The organism is Hyalangium sp. (genome assembly GCF_035629615.1).
Lineage (GTDB): Bacteria > Myxococcota > Myxococcia > Myxococcales > Myxococcaceae > Hyalangium.
Genome location: NZ_DASPHO010000220.1, coordinates 1 through 21,256 on the forward strand (window position 1 = coordinate 1; position 21,256 = coordinate 21,256).

Below are 21,256 nucleotides of genomic sequence, written 5' to 3' on the forward strand. Positions count from 1 at the left end.
CATGGGCCACGCAGCCAGTGCCGAAGAAGCTCTTCTGCCGGGCGAAGGTCCGGTCGATGAACTGGTCCACCACGACGAAGGTGCCGGGAGCCAGATCCTCGCGCAGGCTGCCCACCGCCGAGAGCGACAGGATGTTCGTGACGCCGCTGCGCTTGAGCGCGTCGATGTTGGCGCGAAAGTTCAGCTCGGAGGGAGGGAGGCGGTGGCCGCGGCCGTGCCGAGGGAGGAACACCACCGGCTGGTCCTCGAGCGTGCCGAAGCACAGCTCATCCGAGGGCTCTCCAAAGGGCGATGACACCTTGCGCCAGGAGACGTCCGTCAGGCCGTCGATCTGGTAAAGGCCGCTGCCGCCGATGATTCCGATGACCGGCTTTGAGGAAGTGGGCATGAGGGGCAGTCTTCCCCCCACGCCGCGGAGAGGCAACAACGAAGGCTGGGGCCGGCTGAGGGCCATGCCACCGAAGGGCGCGGCGGGCCGGCCTGCCTGGCGCGTGTGTTGACCCTGCTCCTCGGGAGCCCGACTCCGGATCCATCGTGAGGGAAGCGTGTCTCCTTTAGGGTGGCGGCTCACTGGAGCCACACAGGGGGACATGATGCGGAACGGAATCAGAGGCTGCGGGTGGAGGGCCGTGCCTGTGCGGTGGGGGATCGTGCTGTTCGTCACGATCCTCGGGCTGGGAGAGGCCACAGCCCAGCAGGCGATGAGTGGAAGCTGGCGCCCAACCGATCCGCGCTTCGTGGACACGCCCTTCAGGAAGGCACCACGGCCCATCATCGGAGCGCTGCGTGAGCCGCTGGAGCGCCTGCCGCAGATCGAGAACTTCCAGGTCATCGGCTACAACCCGTTGCCCAATCCTGGGGGTAGCATCGCGCGGGGGCGCAACGGTCCGCTCGGCATCTCGGGCCATTGCCTCTACGTCGGCAGTCGCATTGGACGGAGGCCCGGGACGGGGCCCGCATTCGGCACACCCGCTCTGCCGCCCGAGGTGCTGATCGTGGACATCTCCAATCCCCGCAGGCCCACAGTCGTAGGGTCGTTCCCCACCATCCTCAACGCGACGTCTCGGGAGCTGCGCACCATCCCCGATGCGAACACCCTCATCATCATGAACTTTCGAGAGGTCGGGCCTGACACCGGGGAGGTGAACAACTACCAGATCTACGACATCACCGACTGTCGCCGCCCGGTGCTCAAGCAGACGCTCTCCCTGGGGCAGGATCGTCCACACGAGTTCTTCCTCTGGCGTGATCCGCGGGAACCCGCGCGCTTCCTGCTCTACTCCTCCATCCACCTGGGGGATGTGCGGGAGCCCTCCCTGCGCGTCTTCGAGCTCATGGCCCCACCCACGGGCCCCGTGAGCAGCATGCCTGTGGCCACCTTCACGCTCACGCCGGCACTGCCACGCACTCAGCCGGTGGATCCCTCCGAGTACCGCGACGATCACTTCCGCTTCGACCCGGGTGGCAAGCCGCCCATCCAGCGCAACAACGTCCACTCCATGTCCGTCTCTCCCGACGGCACGCGGGTGTATGTGGCCAACATCCATGGGGGCTATTACATCCTCGACAGCACGCGGCTCGCCCTGAAGCTGCCGTGCACGCGCGACACGGTCACCGTGGACGAGACGAGCAACACCGATCCCAATCTCTGCCTGCGCAAGCTCAACCCGGATCCGAAGGCGCGGGTGGATCTCACGCCGCCTTACGGATGGACGGAGCACTCCATCTACCCGGTCCCGGGACGGCCCTACCTGCTGGTGTCCGGCGAGCGCAATGGCACCGACACCTGCCCGTGGAGTTGGGGCACCATCCTGGACGTCTCCAACGAGAAGAACCCTCAGTTCGTCTCGCGCTACCTGGTGCCCGAGAACCTGGAGGCGAACTGCTTCGTGGGCGGCCCCGGAGACCCGGCGTTGCAGCGGGAGTTCTCTCCGCACCAGCACCTGGTGTTTCCCAACCTCTTCTTCACCTCCTGGTACTCGGCGGGGCTCCGCGCCTGGGACATCTCCAACCCCGTGCTCCCGATGGAGGTCGGGGTCTTCGTGCCCAGGCCCGCGGCGCAGGTCGTGGAGCGGTTTCGAGACAGTCCCGACGTGTGGGTGTGGCCCCACCCGATGCTCTACAACGGCCTCATCTACATCTCGGACGAGAACAGTGGCCTCTATGTCCTGCGCTACAAGGGCCCTCGCTGTGACGAGCTGCCCAGGCAGGGCCTGTTCATGAGCAACACGAACTTCCTGGCCCCGCCCGCGCAGGTGCCAGGCTCGAGCCACTCCAGCCCCTGAGCGAGCGGGCTCCGGCGCCGGGGCTCGCCGCTGTGGCCCTGCTCCGCGTGGTAGGTTGAGGCATGGCCCAGGCGAAGATCCGGTGGGGGCGCCTCACGGGCGCGCTCGTTGTGCTCGCGTTCATTGCGGGGGGCGTGAAGCTCCTGACCGCGGAGCTCCCCCCCGCCCTGCCCCAGGCCCGCGCGCTGCCCACGCTGGAGGCGCTGCCCCCGCTCCAGGTGTGCTGGCTGGAGTTCTCGCGCAGTGAGGTCTGGGGGCAGCTCGGCACAGCGGGCCTGACGCGCACGGGCACCTGGAAGAACACGGCCTCCGGGCTGCTCGTGCGTCACCCTCAGGGCGACGTGCTGATCGACGCAGGCTACAGCCCGAACGTTCGTGAGGAGACGAAGGGCCTGTCGCCCCTGACGCGCCTCTTCACGGCGGTGGCCCTCAACGGGCTCTATGACAAGTCCTCGGTGACCGCGCCGCTCCAGCGCACGGGGGCCACCGTGGAGGGGCTGAAGTGGTTCATTCCGTCCCACGCGCACCAGGACCATATGGGCGGCATGGTGGAGCTGACCCAGGTGCCGGTGCTGCTCCCGCCCGAGGAGCTGGAGCTCATCCGCGCCAGGAGTCCTGCCGTCGTGTCCGAGCACGCGAAGGCGGTAGAGGGGCGGATGACGGCCATGGCGTTCGAGCCCAAGCCCTATGAGACCTTCGCCGAGAGCTTCGACGTCTTCGGAGACGGAGCCCTCGTGGTGACAAAGATCCCAGGCCACACGCCGGGCAGCATCGCCACCTTCGTCAACCTGTCGCCCACGCGGCGCCTGGTGCACGTGGGTGACACCGTCAGCCTCACGGAGTCCATCGAGCGGCGCCTGCCCAAGAGCACCCTCATCCAGTTCTTCACGGACGGGGACACCCACGGTGCGGGTGGCTCGGTGGCCCGGCTCCACCAGCTCCACGAGCTGGCGCCCGAGCTGCACTTCCTGCCCGCGCACGACCGCGACGCCTGGGAGAAGTTCTTTGGCGGGGCGCCGGGCTGTGTGAGCGCGCGGTAGCCCCGCGGCTCGAGCTGCTCAGCCAGTGCCCTTCTTGGCCGAGGCGGCCAGCTCCGCCGTGGCCTCGGGAGCTAATGAGGGACGGGTGAGCTGCTCCGTCTCGGCCTCGGGCTGCGGCGCCAGGCCTGCCTCACGAGGAATCAACAGCAGCACGAGCAGCGCGGGAGCCATGGCGAAGGTGGTGAACGCGAAGAAGGTGGGCCAGCTCAGGGACTCGGCCAGGAAGCCCGAGAAGACGCCCAGCAGCTGCATGGGCACCGCGCCCAGGCTGGAGAGCAGCGCGTACTGGGTGGCGGAGAACTTCTTGTTGCAGAGCGCCGTCAGGAAGACGGTGATCGCGGCGCTGCCCATACCTCCCGCGAAGTTGTCCGCGCCCACGGTGAGCGCGAGGAAGTAGGGATCGACCCCCCGCGCGTGGAGCCCGATGTAGAAGAGGTTGGTGAGCGCCTGCGCGCTGCCGAAGAGGAGCAGGCTCCACCGGAGACCCAGCTTGACCACCAGCAGGCCGCCCACCACCGCTCCGGTGATGGCGGCGCCCATGCCCACGCCCTTCTGGATGACACCCAGCTGCGTGTTGGTGAAGCCCAGCTTCAAGACGAACGGGGTCGTCATCCGAAAGGCGATGGCATCTCCCACACGGAACAGGACGATGAAGAGCAGGATGAGGATCGGCACCTGGTAGCGCTTGAAGAAGCCCAGCACCGGGTTCACGGTCGCGGGCAGCGCGCGCTGATAGCGCCCGAAGAAGTCCAGGAACGGGTACACCACGGCCGTCACCAGGGAGCGCGGACGCTGCGTCACCTCCGGCTCGCGGGCCAGCAGGGTGGCGATGATGCCCACGGACATGAGCGAGCCCATGACGACGTAGCTGTACTTCCACCCAACGATGTCCGACAGGGTGAGCGCTATCGCCATCGCGAAGATCATCCCCAGGCGGTAGCCGAGGGTGAAGGTCGTCACACCGAGGGGGCGCTCGGCCTCGGTCAGCAGGTCGGTCCGGTAGGCATCCGCGACGATGTCCTGGCTGGCGGACAGGAAGGCCACCAGGGCGGCCAGCGCGGCCATGACGACCGCATCCGTGCGTGGGTTCACCTGGCCCATGGCAACGAGGCCGCCCGCGAGCAGCACCTGCGTCACGACGAGCCATCCGCGTCTCCGACCCAGGAAGGGCGGGAAGTAGCGGTCCATCAGCGGAGCCCAGGCGAACTTGAAGGTGTAGGAGGTCCCCACCAGCGAGAAGATGCCGATGGTCTTCAGCGACACGCCCTCGTTCGTCATCCACGCGGCCAGCGTGCTGCCGGTCAGGTAGAGCGGCAGGCCGGACGAGAAGCCCAGCGCCAGCATCAGCCACACACGGGGGCTTCTCAGGATGGATGCGATGGAAGGTGAGGACATAGGGAGGCTGTGGTGACGCACTCTACGCGTTCCCCTTCACTTCGCACGCTTGCTGCCTCGGAGAGAGTGTCCGCTTGCCTGCTCAGGGGCGGCGCTGCCAGCGCGCGGGCATGCGGGGCGGAAGAGCCGGACCCGAACACCCTCGTTGTAACCGTCCTCCCATGGAGGACGCCGCGCTGCGGCGAGACCTGGGGCGTCGTGATTTGAAACTGGCTCCGGCCCGAGGCTCCTCCTAGATTGCCGGCCCGCGGCACAGGGCAATTGAGGGGAGCTCGTTGAGGCAAGGCATCGAACTCGACACGGTGGGCCGGATCGTCGGCGGGGAGCTGCACCTCGCGGACATCCACCTCAAGCTCGAACCGGGCTCGTTCAACATCCTGCTGGGGCGCACCCGGGCGGGGAAGACGTCGCTGCTGCGGCTGATGGCCGGGCTGGACCGGCCGACCTCGGGCGCCATCCGCTTCGACGGGGTGGACGTGACGCGCTGGGACGTGCGCCGCCGCAACGTGGCCATGGTGTACCAGCAGTTCGTCAACTACCCCTCGCTCACCGTCTACGAGAACATCGCCTCGCCGCTGCGCCTGGCCGGCAAGCTGAGCAAGCAGGAGATCGACAAGCGGGTGCGGGACACGGCCGCGGTACTCCGGCTGGATCCCTTCCTGAACCGGCTGCCGGCGGAGCTGAGCGGCGGGCAGCAGCAGCGCACGGCGATGGCGCGCGCGCTGGTGAAGGACGCCTCGCTGCTGCTGCTGGACGAGCCGCTGGCCAACCTGGACTACAAGCTGCGCGAGGAGCTGCGCACGGAGATGCGGCAGATCTTCCGGGATCGCCCCGCGGTCATTGTCTATGCCACCACGGAGCCCGCGGAGGCGCTGCTGCTGGGCGGGCGCACGGCGGTGCTGCACGAGGGGCGGTTGCTGCAGGTGGGGTCCACGCTGGAGGTCTACCAGGCCCCCGCCACCGAGCGCGTGGGCCAGGTGTTCAGCGATCCGCAGATGAACCTGTGGGAGGTGGAGGTGTCCGCCACGGAGGCGAGGCTCTCGCCCGAGGTGGCCCTGCCGCTGAGTGGGCACCTGCGCTCCCTGACGCCCGGGCGGTACCGGCTGGGCCTGCGCGCCCACCACCTGCGGCTCGCGCCCGCTTCAGCCATGGACGTGCGCCTGCCCGCGCGCGCGGAGGTGGAGGAGGTGAGCGGCTCCGAGACGCTCATCCACGCGACGCACGAGCGCCTCTCCGTCACCGCGCAGGTGGAGGGCATCCACCGGCACCCATTCGGGGCGCGGCTGGAGCTCTTCCTGTCCCCGGCGCGCGTGTTCGCGTTCAGCCCGGAGGGGCGGCTCGTGGCCGCTCCTCCCGCCCACCTCGTGGAGGCGGCGAATGGCTCGCATTGAGCTGCGCGGCGTAGGCCACGCCTACGTCCCGTCACCTGCGTCTGAGAAGGACTGGGCCGTGCAGCCGCTGGAGCTCGTCTGGCAGGACGGCGGCGCGTACGCCCTGCTGGGGCCCTCCGGCTGCGGGAAGACGACGCTGCTCAACATCATCTCCGGCCTGGTGCGGCCCTCACGGGGGCAGGTGCTCATCAACGGTGTGGACGTGACGGCGGCGCCGCCACAGGAGCGCAACATCGCCCAGGTGTTCCAGTTCCCGGTCATCTACGACACGATGACGGTGGCCGAGAACCTGGCCTTCCCGCTGCGCAACCGCGGGGTAGGCCGGGCCGAGACGCAGGCGCGGGTGGAGGAGGTGGCCGAGCTGCTGGAGCTCACCGGCGACCTGAAGCGGCGGGCCAGCGGGCTGTCGGCGGACATGCGGCAGCGCATCTCGCTGGGGCGAGGGTTGGTGCGCAAGGACGTGGCAGCCATTCTCCTGGACGAGCCGCTCACGGTGATCGATCCGCACGTGAAGTGGCTGCTGCGCCGCAAGCTGAAGCAGGTGCACGAGAGTCTGAAGGTGACGCTCGTGTACGTGACGCACGATCAGGTGGAGGCGCTGACGCTGGCGGACCAGGTGGTGGTGATGAACCTGGGCCGGGTGGTGCAGGCGGGCACGCCGCAGGAGCTCTTCGAGCGCCCGGCGGACACCTTCGTCGGGTACTTCATCGGCAGCCCGGGGATGAACCTGCTGCCGTGCACGGTGGAGGAGAGCGCCGCGGTGGTGGAGGGGCAGCGCATCCCGTTGCCGCCGGAAGTAGCCGCGCGAGGGAAGGCGAGCGGGGGCGAGCTGCGGCTCGGCATCCGTCCGGAGTTCGTGCGCCGGGTGACGGAGGGCACGCCAGCCTCGGTGCGGACGGAGGTGGCGCAGGTGGAGGACCTGGGGCGCTACCGCATCGCCACGGCGCGGCTGGGGCAGCAGGTGGTGAAGGTACGGCTGCCGGAGGAGGAGCGCATCGCTGCGGGAGAGAGCTGCTGGCTGGAGTTCCCAGTGCAATGGACGACCCTCTACGTGGACGGCCGCGCCGTCACCTGAGCGGAGGGAGGAGAGGACTTGGAGAAGCCGACGAACAATCGCGCCTGGCTCATGGTGGTGCCCGTGCTGGTGGTGGTGGCCTTCAGCGCCGTCATTCCCCTGATGACGGTGGTGAACTACTCCGTCCAGGACATCCTGGGCCCGGATCAGCACGTGTTCGTGGGCACGGAGTGGTTTCGCAAGGTGCTGAGGGACTCGGAGCTGCACGGCGCGCTGCGGCGGCAGCTCGGCTTCTCCCTGGCAGTGCTGGCGATCGAGATTCCGCTGGGCATCGCCCTGGCGCTGGTGCTGCCCATGCGCGGAAGGGCCGCGTCGGTGAGCCTGGTGCTGCTGGCGCTGCCGCTGCTCATTCCCTGGAACGTGGTGGGCACCATCTGGCAGATCTTCGCGCGGGGCGACATCGGCCTGCTGGGCGTGGCCGTGAACAAGCTGGGCCTGGACTACAACTACACGGCGGACGCGCTGGATGCGTGGCTCACGGTGCTGGCCATGGACGTGTGGCACTGGACGCCGCTGGTGGCGCTGCTGTGCTACGCGGGCCTGCGCGCCATCCCGGAGCCCTTCTACCAGGCGGCCCGCATCGACGGCGCCTCGGCCTGGGCCACGTTCCGCTACATCCAACTGCCCCGGCTGCGCGGAGTGCTGACCATCGCCGTGCTGCTGCGCTTCATGGACAGCTTCATGATCTACACGGAGCCGTTCGTCCTCACGGGCGGTGGGCCGGGCAACTCCACCACGTTCCTGAGCCAGTACCTCACGCGGCTGGCGGTGGGGCAGTTCGACCTGGGGCCGGCGGCGGCGTTCTCGCTGATCTACTTCCTGGTGGTGCTGCTGTTCAGCTACATCTTCTACACCGCGATGACGCACGCGGGGCAGGGCGAGGCCCGATGAGAGTGTCCCGCTTCGCCATGCCTGTCTACCTGCTGCTGAGCCTGGTGCCCGTGTACTGGCTGGTGGGCATGTCGCTGAAGACGAACGAGGAGATCCTCGGCGGCTTCACGCTGTTCCCCGAGGCGCCCACGCTGGCCAACTACGTCATCATCTTCACGGATCGGGACTGGAACCAGGGCTACATCAACTCGCTCACCTACGTGGGCATCAACACGGTGCTGTCCGTGCTGCTGGCGCTGCCGGCGGCGTATGCGTTCTCGCGCTATCGCTTCCTGGGGGACACGCACCTGTTCTTCTGGCTGTTGAGCAACCGCATGGCACCCCCGGCGGTGTTCCTGCTGCCCTTCTTCCAGCTCTACTCGAGCATCGGCCTGTTCGACACGCCGTGGGCCGTGGCGCTGGCGCACATGCTCTTCACCGTGCCGCTGGCGGTGTGGATCCTCGAGGGCTTCATGTCCGGAGTGCCGCGGGAAATAGACGAGACGGCCTTCATCGACGGGTACAGCTTCCCGCGCTTCTTCGTGCGCATCTTCCTGCCGCTGGTGCGCTCGGGCGTGGGGGTGACGGCGTTCTTCTGCTTCATGTTCTCGTGGGTGGAGCTGCTGCTGGCGCGCACGCTCACCTCGGTGAACACCAAGCCGATTGCCGCCACCATGACGCGCACGGTGAGCGCGGCCGGCATGGACTGGGGCGTGCTCGCGGCCGCGGGCGTCATCACGCTGGTGCCGGGGGCGATTGTCATCTACTTCGTCCGCAACTACATCGCCAAGGGCTTCGCCCTGGGGAGGGTCTGAGCGCCATGGACCTCAGGTGGATGGCGTGGACATTGGAGACGGCCCTGTTCTTCGTGGCCATCGCGGCGTTCATCGCCGCCTATACCGTGTGGGGCGTGGTGTCGCCGTCGGTGCCCCGGCGCGGATTTCTGCCCATGCCTACCGCCCGAGGGGATCGGCTGTTCCTCGGGCTGATGGGCAGCGCGTGGATCAACCTCGCGTGGCTCGGGCTGACGGAAGCTTCGCAGTGGGTTGCCGTAGGTCTGTCGTTGCTGTTCATGCTCGTCATCGGAAGATGGGGGTAGTCTTGAAGAACGTATTGAGAAGCGCCTTGGCTGTGGCCGTGGCTGTCTCCTTCGCGGGTTGTAAGAAGGAGGCGAAGGAAGAACCACCGAAGCAGGAGCAAAACCCCGCACAGCAGCCGCAGGCCGCCGCGGCGGAGGACACCGCCGCGCTGGAGAAGGCGGCGGAGAAGTGGGTGGACTCGGAGTTCACGCCCTCCACGCTCACGCGTGAGCAGCAGCTGACGGAGCTGAAGTGGTTCCGCGAGGCGGCGAAGCCGTACCGCGGGCAGACGATCAACGTCGTCTCCGAGACGATTGACACCCACGTCTACGAGTCCAAGACGCTGGCCAAGGCCTTCGAGGAGATCACTGGCATCAAGGTGAAGCACGACCTCATCCAGGAAGGCGACGTCATCGAGAAGCTGCAGACGCAGATGCAGTCGGGCCAGAACATCTATGACATGTACGTGAACGACAGCGACCTGATCGGGACGCACTTCCGGTACGGGTTCGTGGTGCCGCTGTCGGACTTCATGACGGGCGAGGGCAAGGACGTGACGCTGCCCACGCTCGACATCGATGACTTCATGGCGAAGAGCTTCGTGACGGCGCCGGACGGGAAGATGTACCAGCTGCCGGACCAGCAGTTCGCGAACCTGTACTGGTTCCGGGCGGACTGGTTCGCGCGGCAGGACCTGAAGGACAAGTTCAAGAAGAAGTACGGCTACGAGCTGGGCGTGCCGGTGAGCTGGAGCGCGTACGAGGACATCGCGAACTTCTTCTCCAATGACGTGAAGGAGATCGACGGTGTCCGGGTGTACGGGCACATGGACTACGGGAAGAAGGATCCGTCGCTGGGGTGGCGCTTCACGGACGCGTGGCTGTCCATGGCGGGTGTGGGTGACAAGGGCATCCCCAACGGCAACCCGGTGGATGAGTGGGGCATCCGGGTGGAGGGCTGCAACCCGGCGGGCGCCTCGGTGTCGCGCGGCGGTGAGGCGAACGGGCCGGCGGCGGTGTACGCGCTGACGAAGTACATCGACTGGCTGAAGAAGTACGCGCCGCCGGAGGCCTCGGGAATGACGTTCTCCGAGGCGGGGCCGGTGCCGGGGCAGGGGAACATTGCGCAGCAGATCTTCTGGTACACGGCGTTCACGGCGCCGCTGACGAAGGCGGGGCTGCCGGTGGTGAACGCGGACGGGACGCCGAAGTGGCGCATGGCGCCGTCGCCGCACGGTCCGTACTGGCAGGAGGGGATGAAGCTGGGCTACCAGGACACGGGCTCGTGGACGATGCTGACGAGCACGCCGCTGGAGCGGCGGAAGATGGCGTGGCTGTACGCGCAGTTCACGGTGGCGAAGACGACGTCGCTGAAGAAGTTCCTGGTGGGGCTGACGCCGATTCGTGACTCGGACATCAAGTCGGAGCACGTGACGAAGGTGGCGGACAAGCTGGGCGGGCTGGTGGAGTTCTACCGGAGCCCGGCGCGAGTAGCATGGACGCCGACGGGAACGAACGTGCCGGACTACCCGAAGCTGGCGCAGCTGTGGTGGCAGAACGTGAGCCTGGCGGTGACGGGGGAGCAGACGCCGCAGGGGTCGATGGACAAGCTGGCCAAGGAGATGGACGACGTGCTGGCGCGGCTGGAGCGGGCGGGGATGAAGAACTGCCCGCCGAAGCTCAACCCGGAGAAGGATCCGAAGGAGTGGCTGTCCGCGGACAAGGCGCCGCACAAGAAGCTGGCCAACGAGAAGCCGAAGGGTGAGACGGTGCCCTACGAGCAACTCCTGCAGGCCTGGAAGGAAGGCCGGGTGAAGTAACGCCCGGAGCCTGAGGGGCGGCGGGTTCGATCGCCGCCCCCTCCATTGCATTTCGGGACCAAATCGGTTCTTGGGGGACCAAATTTGGACCAAATCCGTGGTGCATAAGAGGGATGGGGGCCAGTTGAGGGGAAGGGGGAGGGTGCACGGGGACCGAGGAGGGCCCCTGACGGGGCCGTCCGAGTGATGCTCCCGGCCGGTGTGCAGGCCGCACAGCCCCCTTGGGTACACGCCTGCCCAGGCTGCGCTCCCATCAGGTGCATGGCAGGGGCTTGGGCCGCTTGGCTGTCTTGAGTCTCAACACCACGCGGCCTGGGGTGGCCCTCGCGCCGGGGCTAGGCTCGCACCTGTTGTGGACAAGCCCAGGTGCTCCAGAATCGCCCGCACCCCTCGTGCTCCCTTCACGTACGCCAAGACCCGCCGCCTGCCTCCACACCCGACGCAGGCGAACACGTCGAAGTCGAAAGTCCTCCTGAGCAACTCGGCCCAGTCCACTCGCGGCGTCCGCTGCTTCATCCGCTTCTTGCTGGCCGCTGCCTCTATCCCCGCGCTCGCCTCCTCCGCACCTGCTTGGGAGAGCTCTCCCAGAGCCTGGTCGGCAATGGGCCAGCTGGTCGGCGTGCGCCTTCACGAAAGCCGGCCGGGCCGTCGCCCTGGCGACATAGGCGCGGCAGGCGGGATAGGCCGCCAGCCCCTCGAACCGGTCCACCAGCAGCAACACGTCGGCCATGAGGATGTCGGCGACGGAGAAGCTCCCGGCCAGCCACTCGCGCCCCGCCAGCACCGGCTCCATGTGCGCAAGCCGCGCCTTGAGGAAGTCGTCGAAGAACTTGAAGCCTGACGCCTCCCCGGTCTGGCCGGTGAAGTGGAAGATCGACCAGGGCAGGCTCGCCATCTCCACCGAGTTGAGCGCCGCAAACAGCCACTGGATCGCCTCAGCTCGGCCGCGCCGATCGGGCGGCAGCATCGCCGGGCTCAGCTCCCCCAGGTGCAGCAGGATCGCCCCGCTCTCGAAGATCGTCAGGTCGCCGTCGGTCAGCCACGGCGCCTGGCCGAACGGCTTGTGCGCGAAGTGCTGGGCCTTGCGGTCGCGAAAAGGCGCGCTCTCCACACGATAGGGGAGCTGAGCCTCCTCCGCCTCCCTGCACCAGCCCGCCCCCCAGCAAGAGGGCTCCCATTCCGCCTATACTTTGAATGCGCGGTTCCTGGTTCGGGCTTCTCAAGCTCACCCCAGCGGGAGCTGCGCTCCAGCAGGCTCATGATTTGGGGGTCGGGATGCTGGACCAGCTCTTCGAGCAGCCCCTTCATGGCGCCTGCCTGCCACGACCTCGTCGTTGAGATCCGCCAACGCCGCGAGCAGTCCTCGCATCCAGGGGGAGGGCACGCTTGGCGGGTTCTCCACGCCCTGAGTAGCCGTACCGATCAACGCGAACAGATATGGAACGGCCAGCCAGACATCACCCGAGCGGGTGATATCGCTACCGCCAAGTCATGTGTACAACGCGGTGGCAGGTAAGACGGCGCACGGTGCCCGTCAGGCCTGCACTGATGCATATCGTGAACGCTTACCCACTGGAGTCCTCCTCTTTATGAAGCCATCGCGACACACCCTAGCGCTCTTCACGCTCGTGAGCCTCTCCTTCATCCCGGGTGTGGGCTGCATCGCGGCGGGGGAGGATGAACTCGATCCCATGGAGGCACCGCTCTCAAGTATGGAGAGCGCCATCAATTGCTATGGCGCCACGGCATCTTCAAGCACCACGAGCATCGCCGTCTCAAATAACGTGATGACCGCGACGGGCACGTGCTCCTTCATCGGTGGAGACGTGAACGGCGCGCACCTCGACTACTATCTCGACGGGACCTTTGTAGGCTCTGGAGACTACACCTGCTCCCAGGGCTGGCAGTTCATCTACGGGGTGACCTGTGGCTCCCACACGTTCAAGGTCATCGCCAGGCCGATCAAGCTCGGCTCTCCAGGAGTCGAGAGCTGCGCATCTACGACGCAGCAGTCGCGCAGCTTCGACAACCCGGTCGCGTCCAACAAGTGCTGTATCAACAGGACAACCTACTTCTCCGGAGCCAAGCAGGCCGGCAACATCTGCAACTACTGCGATCCCACACAGGATCAGTACTCGTGGTCGCGCAGCTGCGCTAATGGCTGCTACTGCTGAGCTACTGGGCGGCTCGCTCCGCTGGCCGACGTCCATCAGCAAGAGTTCTCTTCATATGCATTGGCCTGACGCCTGCCTCCAAGCGGCGTATGGGCCGTCGGACCCGGTTCTTCATCACGGAGCAACTTTCACCAGGGGTGCGGCCTTCCTCTCCGCGCCGCCAGTGCACCTCTTTGGGGCGGCCTCATGTACCCATCTCCCTCTCCTTGCAGAATCTTCGCGCTGCTAGCCATCGTCATGGCCGCATGCGCCCCTCCAACTCCAGGGCAGGACGCTGCCCAGCTGCGCCTCCAGGCGCAGGCGATGACAGACGGCGGGCCCTCGCTGCTGGCGGATCTCGCTCCCGGCACGGAGTCCGCGGCACCCGGGCACTTCATGCAGGCAGGGGATACCCTGTTCTTCGCTGTGAACAATGGCAGAGGCAGCCGGGAGCTGTGGAAGACGGACGGGACAGCCGCGGGTACGGTGCGGGTCAAGAGCGCCAGCATCCCGTTTGGACCGTATGGCCCCTCCGTCTCCCTCTCCGCGTCCCATACGTGGGGCGCCGTGGACGGCGCCCTCTACTTCACGGACCACGTGAACGGTGGACTGGCCACCCTGTGGCGCAGCGATGGCACGGAGGCAGGCACTCAGCAGGTGCGGGACTCGTCCGGAAATTACTTGAACTCGACGATCCGGTCAGGAGCCCTTGGGAATGCACTGATCATCTTCCGTGACGGCAGCTGGCCGGTGTTGGAGCTCTGGCGCGTGGAAGGCACTCTGGCCACGCGCTTCTGGACCACCACCGCGACGGGAACAGGCGAGGCGTCCAGCGCTGTGCGCGGGCGGCGCTTCTTCACCCTCGGCACCGCGGCGCAGGGCCTGGAGTTGTGGAGCACGGACGGCACCGCGACGGGGACCGCGCTGGTCAAGGACATCCAGCCTGGTGCGGGCGGGTCGGCCCCTGGGAATTTCACGGTGGTCGGAGACACCCTCTACTTCACCGCGGACGACGGAGTGCTCGGGCGTGAGCTGTGGAAGACGGACGGTACCGAGGCGGGCACGGTGCTGGTGTGGGACGGCCGCACAGGCACGGAGTCCTCTGGGATCCAGTGGCTGCAGTCGCTGGGCTCGTCGCTCCTCTTCGCCGCCTCCAATCCTTCGGGTGGGTCGCGGCTGTGGTTGAGCCAGGGCACGTCCGCCGGGACAACGGCGCTGCTGAGCGGGAGCACGGTGAGCCCCGTGGGCACGGCCAGAGGCGTGGCGGTGGGGAGCGTGCTGTACTTCACCGCCAGCACCACGGCCCAGGGCGAAGAGCTGTGGAAGACGGATGGCACCGCGGCGGGGACCGCCCAGGTGAAGGACTTGCGCCCTGGCAGCGCGGGCGCGGCGATCAAGCATCTCACACCGAGTGGCTCGCTGCTCTACTTCCTCGCCGAGGAAGGAGGAGGTACCCGTGACTTGTGGCGCACGGACGGCACCGCGAGTGGAACCCTCAAGGTGCGCACAGGGCCGTTGCCGTTGGAGTTGCCCGGCCAACCACCCGCCATGGTCGGCATGGACGGGGCACTGCTTTTCTCGGACGACGCGCCGGGGATGGGGGCGGAGCTGTGGAAGACAGAGGGGACGGAGTCAGGCACGGCGCTCCTCAAGGACATACGCTCCGAGCCCTCCAGCTCGAATCCGGGGACGCCCGTGAGTCTGGGAAGCAAGGTGCTGTTCACCGCGCTGGACGGCTTCGCCGGGCGGCGGCTGTGGGCGAGCGACGGGACGACCGCGGGCACGCTGAAGTTGACCGACCAACCCGTCAATGATCACCCGCTCATGCATCTGGGCGGGCACATCTACTTCACCGTAAACGATACTCAAGGTGCACAGCTGTGGCGCACCGATGGGACGCCAGCAGGCACGGGCCTCGTGGCAAGCAGCCCTCGTTTCTTCAATGCCTACTTCGACTTCCATGCTGTGGTGGATGGCAAGCTCGTGTTCACCGCCGCTGGCAGCGCCGTGAACCACGCCGGCATCGAACTCTGGAGCACGGACGGTACTGGGACGGGCACCCAGCTGATCAAGGACATCCGGCCCAACGGGGACGCGTCTCCGTCCAAGCTCCTCACGGTGGGTAAGTGGGTCTACTTCACCGCGGAGGATGGGTCGCATGGGCGCGAGCTGTGGAAGACGGATGGCACGCCGGACGGGACCACCCTGGTGAAAGACATCAACCCGGGGCCAGCGCACGGCCTCACTCGCTATGCTGCGCTCGAATCTCGGGACGATGGCACGCTCTTCTTCGCCGCGGACGACGGAGTGCATGGGAGTGATCTATGGAAGACGGACGGGACGGAGGAGGGAACCATGCTGGTGCGCGATCCCGCGGCGGGCGAGTTGACCGGAACGGGCGCGGGGAACTTCGTGATGAAGGGACAGACGCTCTTCTTCGCGCGCAACAACCCCATCGAGCTCTGGAAGACGGACGGGACGAAGGAGGGCACGACGCCGATCCAGACGTCCATTCCCGGTGTCCCGTTAGTCCCGCTGAGTGAGGTGCGCGGAGAGCTGCTCGTCGCCGGCAACTTCAACGAGCTGTGGCGCACGGACGGCACACCCGAGGGCACGGTCAAGGTCCGCAAATTCCCGGGCGGGCTGGGGGTGTTCGCGAAGGTTCACGACCTCACCTACTTCATCGCGCCAGCTCCGGTGGGCAGCCCGGAGGGGGACGAGCTGTGGCGCACGGACGGCACACCCGAAGGCACGGTGCATCTGGCCCAGGTGCAGCCCCCATCGGTGGATCGACTGCCGGGTACTGCCCTGAGGTTCCGCGGCCACCTGGTGTTCGCGGCGGATGATGGAGTGCACGGCCGGGAGCCGCAGATGATGCCGCTCGCATCCCTGGCCTGCCCGACCACCGTCACCACGGAGGCCACGAGCGCCGCGGGCGCCACGGTGACGTACCCGGAGGCCACACTGGCCGACGACGCACAGCAGGATCTCGCCGTGAGCTACAGCCTGGCTTCAGGGAGCACCTTCTCGCTGGGAACCACGACCGTGACGGCGGAGGCCAGGGATCCGGGCTACCCGCTGCCCTCCTGCTCCTTCAGCATCATCGTGCGCGATACCATACCTCCCCAGCTCACATGCCCCGCGGACATCAGCGTGCAGGAGCCTGCGCCAGGCCAGGGCGCCACCGCCACCTTCCAGGCTGACGCGGCTGACGCCGTCACCGCGTCACCCTCCGTGAGCTATGCGCCTGCCTCCGGGAGCTCCTTCCTGTGGGGTGCGACCCGGGTCACCGCCACCGCCACGGACGCGGCGGGCAACACCTCGCGCTGCACGTTCAATGTCGAAGTCCGGCCGGCCTCCGTTCAGCCGCCCCCAGGCCCTGGCGACGGCGGTACGAATCCCGGCGGCACCCCTCCCGGCGGCATGGACCCTGTGAAGCCGCCTCCGGCCGAGACGGATGGCGGGGGGTGTGCTTGTGGCGCGGGGCCCGGCGGAGCGGCGATCTGGATGTGGCTTGGGATCCTTGGGCTCTGGTCCTTGTGCCAGCTGGGCCGCAAGTGTCCCCAGTGTGATCCTCCAGCGCAATGACTTCATGGTCGCCACCGACATCCAGGGCAACCTCCGGGACTTCCAGCGCATGCTGGCTCTCTGCGAGCAGTCTCCGGAGGACAGCGTCCTGGTCTTCACCGGCGATCTGGTGCACGGACCGGACGAAGTCACCGAGCGCCAGTGGCCCGACTACCTCGGCCCCCCCCTACCGCGACGAGTCCCCCGAGGTGGTGGGGATCTTCCTCGAGGCTCCTCCAGGAGGGGGAGGAGGCGGCAAGAGTGGCGCCTGAGGCCAGGAACTGAAGAAGAAGCGCACCAGTGGCTGCGCCGCTTCGGCTTCAGCACAGCCAGCCCGGCGAAGTAGACAGAGCTCTACGGTGATGCGGCCTCGGAGCTCTGGGTCTCCTTCGGGAGCGGGCATCCAGGGATGGGTTCGACTGACTTGACCACGAGGTCCCAGTCCTCCCTGTCGATGGAGTTGCGATGCTGCGCTGAGATGACGTAGCGCATGCAAGGCTCGGCCTTCAGCTCGAAGTGTTGCGCGGTGTGCGCGCCCCGACGGTCACTCCGAGTGGTCGCGAGATAGAGAGCGTGGACTCCCGGCTCGACATTCATGAGGCCTCTGGGGCGCATGAGACGGCCATCGATGCCGACAACCATGACATCCGCTTCGCTGGCGTCCGTGCGGCTGCTTCGCGTTCCGTCGATCATGGCGTAGGGCGTCGACGCGCAAGCGCAGCCCAGCACCGTAATCATCAGTGGCACGGCGGACTGAATGATCAAGGGCCTCCACAAGAAGTGCCCAGGGTGGGCTGGCCCGTGGGGTCCGTCAATCACCCGAAAGGAGTATAGGCAACGGCTTTGATTCGCGCCCCCTTCATCGGGGGGCCTGCGCCGACGCGGCATCAGCAGCGGCGCCTGCAAGTACGTGATGAACGCCGGGACGTTGTCCACTTCGGCCTCCTCGTTCTAGGCTCGTGCCTGATACTGTTCCGGCGCCTTCAAACCTGACTTTTGTTAGGCGCTCTCAATGGCTGACGCCCCTGACAGTGGAAGCAGCACCCACTTGGGAGCCGCCTGGTGTGTGGCTTGCAGCCCGGTTGTCCGGAAAGCCTCACGAATCACGAGAAGGCTCTGACATGAGGAGTTTACCGCTGCGGAGCGTACCCGCATCGCCCATGGGCCCGATGAGACTGTTGCTGCTACTGCTGGTGGGCGGGGGTCTGGGCTGCAACCTGTTTTCAGGGGTAGAGGAACAAACGAGGAGCCTGAAAGACTGGCAGGTGGCAGCGCAGCGAGTGGAAGTGGAGGGGGGGATGGTGGCCCCCCTCATGGTAAGCCCGGGGTGGAGTTTCACAGGCGCGCTGACCACGACTCGCCTCTACCACACGGCGACGCTGTTGCCCTCAGGCAAGGTGCTGGTCACCGGAGGCTATGGCGGATGGTCCAGCGCGGAGGTGTACGACCCGGCCACCGGGGCGTGGAGCCCCACGGGCTCTATGGCTATGGGCCGCAATCACCACAGGGCGACGCTGTTGCCCTCAGGCAAGGTGCTGGTCACCGGAGGCACGGACTTGTTTGGGAACGACCTCGCCAGCGCGGAGGTGTACGACCCAGCCACGGGGACGTGGAGCCCCACGAGCTCTATGGCTGGGCCTCGCCAGCAGCACATTGCGACGCTGTTGCCTTCAGGCAAGGTGCTGGTCATCGGAGGCTATCGCTGGGGGAGCAGCCTTCCCTCCGCGGCGGTGTACGACCCGGCCACCGGAGTGTGGAGCCCCACGGGCTCTCTGGCTACGGCCCGCTATGGCCACACGGCGACGCTGTTGCCCTCAGGCAAGGTGCTGGTTACCGGAGGCATGAGCACACGGGGCAGCGCGGAGGTGTACGATCCGGCCATCGGGGCGTGGAGCCCCACGGACTCTATGGCGATGAGCCGCTATGGCCACACGGCGACGCTGTTGCCCTCAGGCAAGGTGCTGGTAGCTGGAGGACATGACACAATGTACAGCGCGGAGGTGTACGACCCGGCCACCGGGGCGTGGACCCTCACGGGCTCTATGGCTAAGGGCCGCTATAGCCACTCTGCGACGCTGTTGCCCTCAGGCAAGGTGCTGGTCACCGGCCGCAGCAGCTCGGAGCTGTATGACCCGGCTACCGGAGCGTGGAGCCCTACGGGCTCTATGGCCACGGCCCGAGATACCCACAGGGCGACGCTGTTGTCCTCAGGCAATGTGCTGGTAAGCGGCGGCCACCGAAGAGCGGAGGTGTACTCCGCTCTGATTGTGGTGGCTCCGGCCTATGACTCGACGACCTCCGACAGCACGCCGGCCTACAGCGGCATGGCGGAAGCGGACAGCACCATCACCCTCATCGTGGATGACTCGCCCGTGGGTACCACCATGGCGGATCCGGTGGGGAACTGGAGCTTCACGCCCCCCACAGCCTTGGCCGATGGGCCCCACACGGTGCGGGCGACAGCAACCGATGCAGGGGGCATCACCAGTGCACACTCCAGCATTAACACCTTCATGGTGGACGCCACGCCTCCAGCCGCCCCGGTAGTGGTGGCTCCAGCCAACAGCTCGACCGTCGACGACACGCCAACCTGCAGTGGCATGGCGGAAGCGGACAGCACCGTCACTCTCATCGTGGATGACTCGCCCGTGGGTACTGCCACGGCGGATGCGGCAGGTCACTGGACTTTCACGCCCACCACGGCCCTAGCCGATGGGCCCCACACGGTGCGGGCAACAGCAACAGATGCGGTGGGCAATACCAGTGCCGACTCCAGCACCCACACCTTCATGGTGGATGCCACGCCTCCGGCCGCTCCGGCAGTGGTGGCTCCAGCCAACGGTTCAACCATCCGCGACAACACGCCAACCTACAGTGGCACGGCGGAAGCGGGCAGCACCGTCGTCACCCTCATCGTGGATGGCTCGCCCGTGGGTACCACCATGGCGGATGCGGCGGGTAACTGGGACTTCGCGCACATCACGGCCCTGGCCGATGGGCCGCGCACGGTGCGGGCGACAGTGACGGACGCGGTGGGCAACACCAGTGCCCACTCCAGCACCCACACCTTCATGGTGGACGCCACGCCTCCAGCCTCTCCGGTAGTGGTGGCCCCAGCCAACGGCTCGACCATCCGCGACAATACGCGAACCTACAGCGGCACGGCGGAAGCGGGCAGCACCGTCACTCTCATCGTGGATGACTCGCCCGTGGGTACCGCCACGGCGGATGCGGCAGGTCACTGGACTTTCACGCCCACCACGGCTCTGGCCGATGGGCCGCGCACGGTGCGGGCAACAGCAACAGATGCGGTGGGCAACACCAGTGCCGACTCCCGCAACACCTTCATGGTGGACACCACGCCGCCAGCCGCTCCGGCAGTGGTGGCCCCAGCCAACGGCTCAACCATCGGCGACAACACGCCAACCTACAGTGGCACGGCGGAAGTGGGTAGCACCGTCACCCTCATCGTGGATGACTCGTCCGTGGGTACCGCCATAGCAGATGCAGCGGGTAGCTGGGACTTCACGCCCACCACGGCTCTGGCCGATGGGCCGCGCACGGTGCGGGCGACAGCGACGGATGCGGTGGGTAATGTCAACCCTACCTCCGTGACCCGCAGCTTCACGGTCGACACCATGCCACCAGGAGCTCCCGAGATGAGCTTGCCTGAAACCTTCAATACCCAGAAGCCAGTCATTGCCGGGATGGCGGAACCCAATGGCACGATAACGATATGGCTGGATGGGACAGAGGCAGGGACAGCCGCGGCGACCGGGACGGGGCTTTGGGTCTTCAGTCCGGATACGGAGCTGACTGAGGGGGACCACCAGGTCAAGGCCACTGCCAGAGATGCGGTGGGCAATGTCAGTTCTGACTCCGCAGAACTCAGCTTCACGATCGTCATCATCAAGAAGAGCCATTACGGCTGGAGCTGCGCCACAGCCCCCGCCTTCCCAGCTACCTGGGCCTTGCTGACATTGTCCGTGGCTCTCCGCAGGCGCTGGCTCAAGTCTCGCCCAGGGGCGCGTAGCGATTCGTGGTGGAAGCAATTGACCAGGTCTGGTGCTGTAGCAAGAAAGCCGAGGAACGACGCTCTATCCATGCCTGACAAGGGAGCTCTCCTCACGATCTCGCCCGAGCCGGTGCTGGGAACCGCAGCAGGGCTGGAGCGGAGGCTGGTTGTACGACCCCATCATCCCAGGCTCGAGTGCCGCCGGCGCTGGTTGTAGACGTAGCCCTCACCCGAGAGGGTGAACCCGGATGGGTGATAGCTCCTCCGCCCACTTCGGGTGTCTGTTGACGGACCCGACGAGCACGGGGTGTACCTCTGGAGGGATCCGTATGAAATTGAACCGGTATGCATTCCCGCTCTTCATGGCAGTCCTTGCCGGCTGCGGTGAGCAAGAAGACGCTCAGACCATGGCTCAGCTCGCTGAGGAGAACTCACAGCGGAACCCCAGCCTCATTGAGCCCACGAGTCACGGAGGTCCCTCGTGTGAGCTGACGGGGACCTTTCCTCTGGCTGGCAACAGCAAGTTCTCTGGCGCCGCCGGTTCCCAGGCGGGCTCCTCCTTGGCGA

The 21,256-nt window shown here is 66.9% G+C and carries 15 protein-coding genes and 2 pseudogenes; 12 read left to right on the forward strand and 5 right to left on the reverse strand.

Annotation, left to right across the window (positions count from 1 at the left end):
* Positions 1 to 388 (reverse strand): annotated as a pseudogene (locus VD972_RS11170) (S-methyl-5'-thioadenosine phosphorylase); the annotation flags it as partial.
* A 247-nt stretch (positions 389 to 635) separates the two neighbouring features.
* Between VD972_RS11170 and VD972_RS11175 the strand changes: the two are divergent.
* Positions 636 to 2,285 carry a hypothetical protein gene (locus VD972_RS11175; RefSeq protein WP_324985091.1) on the forward strand — a complete coding sequence of 550 codons (1,650 nt, stop codon included), beginning with the start codon at positions 636 to 638 and terminating at the stop codon, positions 2,283 to 2,285.
* 62 nt (positions 2,286 to 2,347) lie between these two features.
* On the forward strand, positions 2,348 to 3,325 hold the full coding sequence (locus VD972_RS11180) for an MBL fold metallo-hydrolase (RefSeq protein ID WP_324985094.1): 978 nt from the start codon (positions 2,348 to 2,350) through the stop codon (positions 3,323 to 3,325).
* Between the two features lie 18 nt (positions 3,326 to 3,343).
* Here VD972_RS11180 and VD972_RS11185 read toward each other — a convergent pair whose 3' ends face one another.
* Entirely contained in the window at positions 3,344 to 4,720 is a 1,377-nt protein-coding gene (locus tag VD972_RS11185; RefSeq protein WP_414654046.1) for an AmpG family muropeptide MFS transporter, read from the reverse strand.
* A 275-nt stretch (positions 4,721 to 4,995) separates the two neighbouring features.
* On the opposite strand from VD972_RS11185, the gene VD972_RS11190 reads away from it, so the two are divergent.
* From VD972_RS11190 to VD972_RS11215, 6 genes are read left to right on the forward strand one after another with little or no spacing between them, the layout of a single operon-like run.
* Complete coding sequence (locus VD972_RS11190; RefSeq protein ID WP_324985097.1) at positions 4,996 to 6,111, forward strand: ABC transporter ATP-binding protein; 1,116 nt, start codon at positions 4,996 to 4,998, stop codon at positions 6,109 to 6,111.
* Positions 6,098 to 7,186, forward strand: a complete 1,089-nt coding sequence (locus tag VD972_RS11195; RefSeq protein WP_324985100.1) for an ABC transporter ATP-binding protein — start codon at positions 6,098 to 6,100, stop codon at positions 7,184 to 7,186. The genes VD972_RS11190 and VD972_RS11195 overlap by 14 nt, the downstream gene beginning before the upstream one ends.
* An 18-nt stretch (positions 7,187 to 7,204) precedes the next feature.
* The gene (locus VD972_RS11200; RefSeq protein ID WP_324985103.1) at positions 7,205 to 8,077 is read left to right on the forward strand and encodes a sugar ABC transporter permease; all 873 of its coding nucleotides are present in this window, start codon (positions 7,205 to 7,207) and stop codon (positions 8,075 to 8,077) included.
* A complete protein-coding gene (locus tag VD972_RS11205; RefSeq protein ID WP_324985106.1) occupies positions 8,074 to 8,871 on the forward strand; it encodes a carbohydrate ABC transporter permease in 798 nt (265 codons plus the stop codon). The genes VD972_RS11200 and VD972_RS11205 overlap by 4 nt, the downstream gene beginning before the upstream one ends.
* A gap of 5 nt (positions 8,872 to 8,876) precedes the next feature.
* Positions 8,877 to 9,155, forward strand: coding sequence for a DUF2160 domain-containing protein (locus VD972_RS11210; protein ID WP_324985109.1), 279 nt, complete (start codon positions 8,877 to 8,879; stop codon positions 9,153 to 9,155).
* A 32-nt stretch (positions 9,156 to 9,187) separates the two neighbouring features.
* Complete coding sequence (locus VD972_RS11215) at positions 9,188 to 10,954, forward strand: ABC transporter substrate-binding protein (RefSeq protein ID WP_324985129.1); 1,767 nt, start codon at positions 9,188 to 9,190, stop codon at positions 10,952 to 10,954.
* 253 nt (positions 10,955 to 11,207) lie between these two features.
* On the opposite strand, the gene VD972_RS11220 is transcribed toward VD972_RS11215, so the two are convergent.
* Both VD972_RS11220 and VD972_RS11225 read right to left on the reverse strand, forming a co-directional pair.
* Positions 11,208 to 11,921 carry a glutathione binding-like protein gene (locus tag VD972_RS11220; protein WP_324985132.1) on the reverse strand — a complete coding sequence of 238 codons (714 nt, stop codon included), beginning with the start codon at positions 11,919 to 11,921 and terminating at the stop codon, positions 11,208 to 11,210.
* 27 nt (positions 11,922 to 11,948) lie between these two features.
* Positions 11,949 to 12,074, reverse strand: a pseudogene (locus VD972_RS11225) (glutathione S-transferase family protein); the annotation flags it as partial.
* A gap of 469 nt (positions 12,075 to 12,543) precedes the next feature.
* Here VD972_RS11225 and VD972_RS11230 point away from each other — a divergent pair.
* The 3 genes from VD972_RS11230 (at position 12,544) to VD972_RS11240 (ending at position 17,020) form a co-directional block, all read left to right on the forward strand.
* Complete coding sequence (locus tag VD972_RS11230) at positions 12,544 to 13,128, forward strand: hypothetical protein (RefSeq protein WP_324985112.1); 585 nt, start codon at positions 12,544 to 12,546, stop codon at positions 13,126 to 13,128.
* Between the two features lie 303 nt (positions 13,129 to 13,431).
* Positions 13,432 to 16,695, forward strand: a complete 3,264-nt coding sequence (locus VD972_RS11235; protein ID WP_324985114.1) for an ELWxxDGT repeat protein — start codon at positions 13,432 to 13,434, stop codon at positions 16,693 to 16,695.
* Positions 16,676 to 17,020, forward strand: coding sequence for a metallophosphoesterase (locus tag VD972_RS11240; protein ID WP_324985116.1), 345 nt, complete (start codon positions 16,676 to 16,678; stop codon positions 17,018 to 17,020). The genes VD972_RS11235 and VD972_RS11240 overlap by 20 nt, the downstream gene beginning before the upstream one ends.
* A gap of 8 nt (positions 17,021 to 17,028) precedes the next feature.
* Here VD972_RS11240 and VD972_RS11245 read toward each other — a convergent pair whose 3' ends face one another.
* A complete protein-coding gene (locus VD972_RS11245) occupies positions 17,029 to 17,439 on the reverse strand; it encodes a hypothetical protein (protein ID WP_324985119.1) in 411 nt (136 codons plus the stop codon).
* Between the two features lie 533 nt (positions 17,440 to 17,972).
* Between VD972_RS11245 and VD972_RS11250 the strand changes: the two genes are divergently transcribed.
* Positions 17,973 to 20,906: an Ig-like domain-containing protein gene (locus VD972_RS11250; protein WP_324985122.1), complete on the forward strand. Its 2,934-nt coding sequence runs from the start codon at positions 17,973 to 17,975 to the stop codon at positions 20,904 to 20,906.
* Positions 20,907 to 21,256 lie beyond the last annotated feature (350 nt).

What these genes read in the sequence shown, in the direction of transcription:
- VD972_RS11180 (WP_324985094.1), top strand. Translation starts at nt 2,348, where the DNA reads ATGGCCCAGGCGAAGATCCGGTGGGGGCGCCTCACGGGCGCGCTCGTT.
- VD972_RS11185 (WP_414654046.1), bottom strand. Translation starts at nt 4,720, where the DNA reads ATGTCCTCACCTTCCATCGCATCCATCCTGAGAAGCCCCCGTGTGTGG.
- VD972_RS11195 (WP_324985100.1), top strand. Translation starts at nt 6,098, where the DNA reads ATGGCTCGCATTGAGCTGCGCGGCGTAGGCCACGCCTACGTCCCGTCA.
- VD972_RS11205 (WP_324985106.1), top strand. Translation starts at nt 8,074, where the DNA reads ATGAGAGTGTCCCGCTTCGCCATGCCTGTCTACCTGCTGCTGAGCCTG.
- VD972_RS11210 (WP_324985109.1), top strand. Translation starts at nt 8,877, where the DNA reads ATGGACCTCAGGTGGATGGCGTGGACATTGGAGACGGCCCTGTTCTTC.
- VD972_RS11220 (WP_324985132.1), bottom strand. Translation starts at nt 11,921, where the DNA reads ATGCTGCCGCCCGATCGGCGCGGCCGAGCTGAGGCGATCCAGTGGCTG.
- VD972_RS11230 (WP_324985112.1), top strand. Translation starts at nt 12,544, where the DNA reads ATGAAGCCATCGCGACACACCCTAGCGCTCTTCACGCTCGTGAGCCTC.
- VD972_RS11235 (WP_324985114.1), top strand. Translation starts at nt 13,432, where the DNA reads ATGACAGACGGCGGGCCCTCGCTGCTGGCGGATCTCGCTCCCGGCACG.
- VD972_RS11250 (WP_324985122.1), top strand. Translation starts at nt 17,973, where the DNA reads ATGGTGGCCCCCCTCATGGTAAGCCCGGGGTGGAGTTTCACAGGCGCG.